Annotated in this window: 6 protein-coding genes; 1 reads left to right on the forward strand and 5 read right to left on the reverse strand. The window is 67.3% G+C overall.

The window, feature by feature from the left end:
• Positions 1-27 precede the first annotated feature (27 nt).
• Positions 28-882, reverse strand: coding sequence for an S-formylglutathione hydrolase (fghA, locus tag BpN12_RS30455; protein ID WP_246795840.1), 855 nt, complete (start codon positions 880-882; stop codon positions 28-30).
• Positions 883-899: 17 nt separating this feature from the next.
• Positions 900-2,006, reverse strand: a complete 1,107-nt coding sequence (locus tag BpN12_RS30460; protein WP_246795841.1) for an S-(hydroxymethyl)glutathione dehydrogenase/class III alcohol dehydrogenase — start codon at positions 2,004-2,006, stop codon at positions 900-902.
• Between the two features lie 621 nt (positions 2,007-2,627).
• On the opposite strand from BpN12_RS30460, the gene BpN12_RS30465 reads away from it, so the two are divergent.
• Positions 2,628-4,001: a nucleobase:cation symporter-2 family protein gene (locus tag BpN12_RS30465; RefSeq protein ID WP_246795842.1), complete on the forward strand. Its 1,374-nt coding sequence runs from the start codon at positions 2,628-2,630 to the stop codon at positions 3,999-4,001.
• 220 nt (positions 4,002-4,221) lie between these two features.
• On the opposite strand, the gene BpN12_RS30470 is transcribed toward BpN12_RS30465, so the two are convergent.
• The 3 genes from BpN12_RS30470 to BpN12_RS30480 form a co-directional block, all read right to left on the reverse strand.
• A complete protein-coding gene (locus BpN12_RS30470) occupies positions 4,222-5,739 on the reverse strand; it encodes an efflux transporter outer membrane subunit (protein ID WP_246795843.1) in 1,518 nt (505 codons plus the stop codon).
• 2 nt (positions 5,740-5,741) lie between these two features.
• Positions 5,742-8,933 (reverse strand): efflux RND transporter permease subunit, encoded by a 3,192-nt coding sequence (locus BpN12_RS30475; RefSeq protein ID WP_246795844.1) that lies wholly within the window; start codon positions 8,931-8,933, stop codon positions 5,742-5,744.
• A gap of 18 nt (positions 8,934-8,951) precedes the next feature.
• The coding region (locus tag BpN12_RS30480; protein WP_246795845.1) for an efflux RND transporter periplasmic adaptor subunit at positions 8,952-9,488 on the reverse strand (537 nt) is incomplete at its 5' end.

A 9,488-nucleotide genomic window follows, 5' to 3' on the forward strand; every position in this document is an offset into this window, starting at 1 on the left:
AGCGGATGACCGCCGCCACCTGCGCCGTCACGCGAGCAGCGTGCGCGCGTGATGCGCGAGGTGGTCGGCGATGAACGTCGAGATGAAGTAATAGCCGTGGTCGTAGCCTTCGTGGCGGCGCAGCGTGAGCGGCTGGCCGGCTTCCTGGCAGGCGGCCTCGAACACCTCGGGATTGAGCTGGGTCGGCAGGAACTTGTCGGCCAGCCCCTGATCGATGAGGATCCCGTCGGCATAGCGCGGCGCGTCGCTGCGCGCGACCAGTTCGCTCGCGTCGTGCGCCTTCCAGGTCTCGCGATCCTCGCCGAGATAGCCGCCGAACGCCTTCTCGCCCCACGCGCAGCGCATCGGCGCGGCGATCGGCGCGAACGCCGACACCGAACGGAACACGCCGGGGTGCCGCAGCGCGAGCGTCAGCGCGCCATGGCCGCCCATCGAATGGCCGAAGATGCCGAGCCGCGTGCCTTCGATCGGCAGCGCGCCGAGCACCAGCGCGCGCAGCTCGTCCATCAGGTACGACTCCATCCGGTAGTGCGTGGCCCACGGCGCCTCGGTGGCGTCGAGATAGAAGCCCGCGCCCACCCCGAAATCCCAGGCCTCGGCCTCGCCCGGCACGCCGGCACCTCGCGGGCTCGTGTCGGGCGCGATCAGCGCGATGCCGTGCTCGGCCGCGAAGCGCTGCGCGCCGGCCTTGGTCATGAAGGTTTCCTCGGTGCAGGTGAGCCCCGCCAGGAAGAACAGCGCCGGCACTCGCGTGCCGTCCGCCACCGCCTGCCGCGGCAGGAACACCGAGAACTTCATCGGCAGGCCGATGGTCGACGACTCGTGGCGATAGAAACGCTGCTCGCCGCCGAAGCACGCATGCGACGCAACCAGTTCGAGCATGATCGCTGCCTCCGGGATCAGTAGAGCACGACCGAGCGGATCGACTCGCCCTTCTTCATCAGGTCGAAGCCGTCGTTGATCTGCTCGAGCGGCAGCCGGTGCGTGATCAGGTCGTCGATGTTGAGCTTGCCTTCCATGTACCAGTCGACGATCTTCGGCACGTCGGTGCGCCCGCGCGCGCCGCCGAACGCCGAGCCCTTCCATTCGCGGCCCGTGACGAGCTGGAACGGCCGCGTGCTGATCTCCTGGCCGGCCGCCGCCACGCCGATGATGAACGACTGCCCCCAGCCCTTGTGGGTGCATTCGAGCGCCTGGCGCATGGTGGTGACGTTGCCGATGCACTCGAACGAGTAGTCGGCGCCGCCGTCGGTCAGCTGCACGATCTGGTCGACCACGTTCTCGACGTCCTTCGGGTTGATGAAGTGCGTCATGCCGAACTTCTTCGCGAGCTCGACGCGCGCCGGGTTGATGTCGACGCCGATGATCTTGTCGGCGCCCACCATCTTCGCGCCCTGGATCACGTTCAGGCCGATCCCGCCGAGGCCGAACACCACCACGTTCGCGCCGGCCTCGACCTTCGCCGAGTAGACTACCGCGCCCACGCCCGTCGTCACGCCGCAGCCGATGTAGCAGACCTTGTCGAACGGCGCGTCCTCGCGGATCTTCGCCACCGCGATCTCCGGCACGACGATGTAGTTCGAGAACGTGGAGGTGCCCATGTAGTGGAAGATCGGCTTGCCGTCGAGCGAGAAGCGCGAGGTCGCGTCGGGCATCAGGCCCTTGCCCTGCGTGGCGCGGATCTTCTGGCACAGGTTGGTCTTGCGCGACAGGCAGAACTTGCACTCGCGGCATTCCGGCGTGTAGAGCGGAATCACGTGGTCGCCCTTCTTCAGCGTGCCGACGCCGGGGCCGACGTCCACCACCACGCCCGCGCCCTCGTGGCCGAGGATCGCCGGGAAGATCCCTTCCGGATCGGCGCCCGACAGCGTGTAGTAGTCGGTATGGCAGATCCCCGTGGCCTTCACCTCGATCAGCACCTCGCCCGCGCGCGGGCCTTCCAGATCCACTTCCTCGATGGTCAGCGGCGCACCGGCCGTCCATGCGATCGCGGCTTTCGTCTTCATCTTGATGCTCCTTGTCTGTGACGTTGCGGGGTTGCTCGCCGCGGACGGCGCCGGGCGGCGGCCGAAGCCGTGCCCGGACCCGGCGCATGGCGCGCGCCCTGCGCGAGACGCGCCGGGCCGGCGCGGCGGAACCAGCCGGAAGTGTAAACGCCGGCCGCGAAAACTGGCATGGCGCCACGCGACGAATCGATGTCGCCTCGCGTCGCCAGCCGGTTTCGCCGGTCGATTCGTGCGCCGTCCGGCCCGTCCCGACGTCGAAAAAAACCGTCCGCACGAACCGTCGCCGACACCGCCCGAACCGCGATCCGACCCCGTGAAAAGCCTTGCGACGCGGGTAAACCCAGCCGGTCGGGCAGCTGGCCCAAAGCGGCCTCATGCGCCATGCTGGATACAGACAATAACCCGGCCGATATTTGGCACCGGCGCCACGCTGTTTTTGACTGGATATAACTCCCGGCAATCCCACCCCAGCGGGGCGTCCCCCATGAATTCTCGGCATCCGGCATCGAAAAACGCATATCCCGCCCGCAAACCGCGGAATAGCGCCCAGTACTCTTGTTGGCCCGCGTCGATGCGCATAACTTCACACCACCCCGACAACAAGATCATGGAGTGAGACAGATGCAATCGAACACGGTCCATCCGTGCGACGAGATTTTGCCCGCCGGCAAGCTCGTCACCCTGGGTCTGCAGCATGTGCTCGTGATGTATGCCGGCGCCGTCGCCGTGCCGCTCATCATCGGCGGCGCGCTGAAGCTGCCGAAAGACCAGATCGCGTTCCTGATCAGCGCCGACCTGTTCGCGTGCGGAATCGCCACGCTGATCCAGACGCTCGGCGTCTGGATCTTCGGCATCCGCCTGCCGGTGATCATGGGCTGCACGTTCGCCTCGGTCGGCCCGCTGATCGCGATCGGCACCAATCCGAGCCTGGGCCTGCTCGACGTGTTCGGCTCGACCATCGCGGCCGGCGTGATCGGCATCGTGATCGCGCCGGTGATCGGCAAGCTGCTGCGCTTCTTCCCGCCGGTGGTGGTCGGCACCGTGATCGCGGTGATCGGGCTGTCGCTGATGGGGGTCGGCATCAACTGGGCCGCGGGCGGCGTGGGCAACCCCGAATACGGCAGCCCGGTATTCCTCGGCCTGTCGCTGCTGGTGCTCACGCTGATCCTGCTGATCAACAGGTTCGGCCGCGGCTTCTTCGCCAACATCGCGGTGCTGCTCGGCCTCGTGGCCGGCTTCGTGATCGCGCTCGGGCTCGGGCGTGTCGATCTCGACGGCGTCGCGGCCGCGCCCTGGGTCGGCTTCGTGATGCCGTTCCACTTCGGCATGCCGCACTTCGACGCGCTGTCGATCGCGACCATGGTGATCGTGATGTTCGTCACGTTCATCGAATCGACCGGCATGTTCCTCGCGGTCGGCGACATGGTCGACCGCCCGGTGGATCAGCAGGCGCTGGTGCGCGGCCTGCGCGTGGACGGCCTCGGCACGCTGATCGGCGGCATCTTCAATTCGTTTCCACACACCTCGTTCTCGCAGAACGTCGGTCTGGTCGGCGTGACCGGCGTGAAGAGCCGCTTCGTGTGCGTGATGGGCGGCGTGATCCTGGTGCTGCTCGGGCTGTTCCCGAAGATGGCGCAGATCGTCGCCTCGGTGCCGGCCTTCGTACTCGGCGGCGCCGGCATCGTGATGTTCGGGATGGTGGCCGCGAACGGCGTGAAGACGCTCTCGCGCGTCGACTTCGTCAGCAACCACAACAACCTGTTCGTCGTCGCGGTCAGCATCGGGCTCGGTCTCGTGCCGGTAGTCTCGCCGCACTTCTTCGCAAAGCTGCCGGGCGCGCTCGCGCCGATCCTGCATAGCGGCATCCTGCTTGCCTCGGTGTCGGCGGTGCTGCTGAATCTCGTGTTCAACGGCGTGAAGAGCGAGCAGCAGGCCGAGTGCGAGATCCGCCGCGCCGGCCACGATCTCGAACGGCATCCGGCCGGCCTGCACTGACGGCGACGCCAGCCTGCCGCGGCGGCGCGGCTCGGGCGGCGGACGGCGACACGACACCCGGCTCCGGCCGGGTGTCGCGTTTTGCGGCGCCGAAAAAACGACACCCCGGCAAGCCGTGAAGCCTGCCGGGGTGTCATCGTGAAGCGTAAAGCGTGGGGCGTGAAGCGCGAGGCGCGCGAGCGGTCGATGCTGCCGCCACCCGCCTGCCTCGATCCGGGGCTCAGCCCGCCGTGGCTTGCGAAGCCGGTGCCGCCGGAGCAGCCTTGCCGTAGTCGACCGGCGCATCGGCCTCGCGCGGCGTGTCGCCCGAATGCTCGATCCAGCCGCCGCCCAGCGCGCGGTACAGGTCCACCAGGTTCGTCCAGCGCGACAGCCGCGCCGAGATCAGCGACTGCTGCGCCGTGTACAGATCCGTCTGCGCCGTCAGCACTGTCAGGTAGTTGTCCACCCCGTTCTTGTAGCGCAGGTCCGACAGATCGTAGCGCCGCTGCTGCGCCTGCTCGTTGCGTTGCAGCGCCGCGATCTGCTGGTCGAACGTCCCCCGAGCAGCCAGCCCGTCCGACACTTCCTGGAACGCCGTCTGGATCGCCTTCTCGTAGTTCGCCACCTCGATGCGCTTCTGCACGTGCGCGAGATCGAGGTTCGCCAGGTTCGAGCCGCCCTCGAAGATCGGCAGCGTGATGTCCGGCGCGAACGACCAGGCCGCCGTCCCCGCCTTGAATAGCCCGCCCAGCGTCGGGCTCGCCGTGCCGAACGCGCCCGTCAGCGAGATGCGCGGGAAGAACGCCGCGCGCGCCGCCCCGATGTTCGCGTTGGCCGCGCGCAGCGTCTGCTCGGCCTCCATGATGTCGGGCCGGCGCGTGAGCAGGTCCGACGGCAGCCCCGCCGGGATGTCGGTGAGCAGGTCCTGCGAGTCGAGCGGCAGGCCCGCCGGCAGGTCGTCCGGCAGCGGCTCGCCCACCAGCACCACCAGCGCGTTGAGCGCCTGCGCCCGTGCGCGTGCCTGCGCCTGCTGGTTCGCCAGCGCCTGCTCGACCACCGTCTGCGCCTGACGCAGGTCCAGCTCCGAGCCGGTGCCGTTGTCGAACTGCAGCTTGGTCAGGTTGTACGAGGACTGCGCCGTCTTCAGCGTGTCTTCCGTCACCTTCAGCAGGTCGTCGGTGGACAGCACCGTCAGGTACTGGTCGGCCACCTGCGAGATCAGCGAGATCTCGGCGGCCTTGCGTGCCTGTGCCGTGGACAGGTATTGCGCGAGCGCCTGGTCCTTCAGGCTCTGGATCCGGCCGAACAGGTCCAGCTCCCACGACGCCGACAGCCCGACGTTGTAGACGTGCGTGACGAGCGGCGCCCCCGTGGTCGAGACGCCGGCCGGCAGCCGCTGGAGCGAGCCGGTGCCGGTGCCGCCCAGCGTGGGCAGCAGCTCGGCGCGCGTGATCTGGTACTGCGCGCGCGCCGCCTCCACGTTGAGCACCGACACGCGCAGGTCGCGGTTGTTCTTCAGCGCCAGCTCGATCAGCTGCTGCAGCCGCGGATCGGTGAAGAAGTTGCGCCAGCCGATGTCGCTGGCGGCCTGGCCGTTCGCGCTCTTGGTCGCGCTCGCGCCCGGCTGCGTCGCGTAGACGCCGTCGGACGGGAACGACCCCGAGACCGGCGCCGCCGGACGCTCGTAGCGCGGTGCCAGCGTACAGCCGGTGGCGACGAGCGCGACCGCCATTGCAGTCAAAGCAAATTTTCGCATTGTCACTGTTCCTTGTTGCCGTCGCCGCCTTCCTGGGTCCGGTGCGCGTGCTCCTGCGCCAGACGCAGCGCCTCGTCGGCGTCTTCCTTCTCGCCGCCGAACACCGCCCGCACCTTCACGAAGAACATGGGGATCATGAAGATCGCGAGGAACGTTGCGGTCAACATCCCGCCGATCACGCCGGTGCCGATCGCGTGCTGGCTCGCCGAACCCGCGCCGTTGCTGATCGCGAGCGGCAGCACGCCGAGGATGAACGCGAGCGAGGTCATCAGGATCGGGCGCAGCCGCAGCCGCGCCGCTTCCAGCGCCGCCTCGACCGGCCCCATCTTCTCGCCGATCTGCAGCTCGCGCGCGAATTCCACGATCAGGATCGCGTTCTTCGCCGACAGCCCCACCGTGGTCAGCAGGCCGACCTGGAAGAACACGTCGTTCTCAAGCCCGCGCACCGTGGTGGCGATCAGCGCGCCGATCACGCCGAGCGGCACCACCATGATCACCGAGAACGGGATCGACCAGCTCTCATACAGCGCCGCCAGACACAGGAACACCACCAGGATCGAGATCGCGTAGAGGATCGGCGCCTGCGAGCCCGACTGGATTTCCTGGAACGACAGGCCGGTCCACGAATAGCCGATGCCGTTCGGCAGCTTCTGCGCGATCTTCTCCATCGCCGTCATCGCCTGGCCGGTACTCTTGCCCGCCGATGCCTGCCCCTGGATTTCCACCGACGAGATGCCGTTGTAGCGTTCCAGCTTCGGCGAACCGTAGGTCCAGTGGCCGGTCGCGAACGCGCTGAACGGCACCATCCCGCCCGAACCGTTGCGCACGTACCAGATGTCCATGTCCTGCGGCGTCGCGCGGAACGGCGCGTCGGCCATCACGTACACCTTCTTGATCCGACCGTCGGTATCGAGGAAGTTGTTGACGTACTGCGAGGCCCACGCGATCGAGAAGGTCTGGTCGATCGAAGCTGGCGTCACGCCGAGCGCGTTGGCCTTCTCGCGATCGATGTCGACCTTGAACTGCGGCGTGTCGTTGAGGCCGTTCGGACGCACGCCCTGCAGCGTCGGATCCTTCGACGCGACGCCGAGCAGCTGGTTGCGCGCGGCCATCAGCGCATCGTGGCCGAGACCGGCGTTGTCGGTCAGCTCGAAGTCGAAGCCGGCGGCGGTGCCGAGTTCCGGAATCGACGGCGGGTTGAACGGCACGACGATCGCGTCCTTGTAGCCGCCGTAGCGCCCGAACATCCGGCCGATCAGCGCCTGCACCTTCTGGTTCGCGCTCTGGCGCACCGAGTAGTCCTTCAACCGCACGAACACGAGGCCCGAATTCTGGCCGCGGCCCGCGAAGCTGAAGCCGTTCACGGTGAACGCCGATTCGACGATGTCCTTCTCCTGGTTGAGCAGGTAGTCGGTGATGTTCTTCAGCGTGCGCGCGGTGGTTTCCTGGGTGGAGCCCGACGGCGTCTGCACGATCACGAACATCAGGCCCTGATCCTCGTCCGGCAGGAACGACTTCGGCAGGCGCACGAACAGCAGCCCGACCGCGACGATCACCACCAGGTAGATGATCAGCCAGCGGCCCGAGCGCTTGATCACGTGATGCACGCCCGAGTGGTACTTGTCGCGGCTGCGGTTGAAGTTGCGGTTGAACCAGCCGAAGAAACCCTTCTTCTCCTCGTGGTGATCGGGGCCCACCGGCTTCAGGATGGTCGCGCACAACGCCGGCGTGAGAATCAGCGCGACCAGCACCGACAGCACCATCGCCGACACGATCGTCAGCGAGAACTGCCGGTAGATCGCGCCCACCGAGCCGCCCGAGAACGCCACCGGCACGAACACCGCCGACAGCACCAGCGCCACGCCCACCAGCGCGCCGGTGATCTGGCCCATCGCCTTCTTGGTCGCTTCCTTCGGCGAGAGCCCCTCCTCCGACATCACGCGCTCGACGTTCTCCACCACCACGATCGCATCGTCCACCAGCAGGCCGATCGCGAGCACGAGGCCGAACATCGACAGCGTGTTGATCGAGAAGCCCACCGCCGACATGATCGCGAACGTGCCGAGCAGCACCACCGGCACCGCGATGGTCGGGATGATCGTGGCCCGCAGGTTCTGCAGGAACAGATACATCACGAGGAACACCAGCACGATGCCTTCCAGCAGCGTCTTGACCACTTCCTCGATCGACAGGCGCACGAACGGCGTCGTGTCATACGGGTACTTCACCACCAGCCCGTGCGGGAAGTACTTCGACAGTTCGTCGATCTTCGCGCGCACCGCGTTGGCCGTCTGCAGCGCGTTCGCGTTGGTCGCGAGCTGGATGCCGAGGCCGGCCGTGGGCTGATTGTTGTACTTCGTGTCGAAGTTGTAGTTCTCGCCGCCGAGGCTCATCGTCGCGACGTCCTTCAGGCGCACCTGCGAGCCGTCCTGGTTCACCTTCAGCAGGATGTTGCCGAACTCCTCGGGCGTCTGCAGCAGCGTCTGCTCGGTGATGGTGGCCTGCAGCACCGTGCCCGGCTTGGCCGGCGTGCCGCCGATCTGGCCGCCCGCGATCTGCACGTTCTGCGCCGTGATCGCGGCCGTCACATCGGATGGCGTGAGGCTGTAGTTGGTCAGCTTGTTCGGGTCGAGCCAGACGCGCATCGCATACTGCGAGCCGAACAGCGTGACGGTACCGACGCCGTTCAGACGGCTGACCGGATCCTGCACGTGCGAGGCGACGTAGTTCGCGAGGTCGTACTTGTTCATGCTGCCGTCTTCGGACACGAACGCGAGCACCAGCAGGAAGCTGCTGCTCGACTTCGTGACCTTCAGGCCGAGCTGCTGCACCACCTGCGGCAGGATCGGCGTGGCCAGCGACAGCTTGTTCTGCACCTGCACCTGCGCGATGTCCGGATTGGTGCCGGCCGCGAACGTCAGCGTGATGGTCGACGTACCCGAATCGTCGCTGGTGGACGACATGTACAGGAAGTTGTCGAGACCGCTCATCTGCTGCTCGATCACCTGCGTGACCGTGTCCTCGACCGTCTTCGCCGACGCACCCGGATAGGTGGCGGAGATCTGGATCGACGGCGGCGCGATCGTCGGATACTGCGAGATCGGCAGCGTGAAGATCGCCGCGATACCCGCGAGCATCAGGATGATGGCGATCACCCACGCGAAGATCGGGCGATCGATAAAAAACTTTGCCATGAAACAGGCCCCCTGTGATTACGCGCCCGAAGCCGCCGTCGCACTCGTTGCCGAACCGGCCGCCGCGCTCGCGGGTGCCGCCGACGAGGCGCCGGAAGCGCCTGCCGCACCCGATGCACCCGCAGCGTCCGGATTCGCGTTGCCGGTGTCCGCCGCGCTTTGCGGCGCGTTCGCGTCCGGCGCGGGCGGCAGCTGCGCCGGCACCGCCTTGACGGCCATGCCCGGCTGCACCTTCGCCACGCCCTGCACGATCACGCGGTCGCCCGCCTGCAGGCCGCCTTCGACGACCCAGTCCTGGCCGTGCGTGCCGGTGGTCTTCAGCACGCGCGTGGCGACCTTGCCGTCCTGACCCACCACCAGTGCGGTCGGCTGGCCCTTCGGATCATGCTGCACGCCGATCTGCGGCACCAGGAACGCGTTGTCGTTGGTGCCTTCCTCGATGCGCGCACGCACGAACATGCCCGGCAGCAGCACGCGGTTCGGGTTCGGGAAGATCGCGCGGATCGTCACCGAGCCGGTGGTCTGGTCCACCGTCACGTCGGTGAACTGCAGCTT

This window comes from Burkholderia perseverans (assembly GCF_022870505.1).
Classification (GTDB): domain Bacteria; phylum Pseudomonadota; class Gammaproteobacteria; order Burkholderiales; family Burkholderiaceae; genus Burkholderia; species Burkholderia plantarii.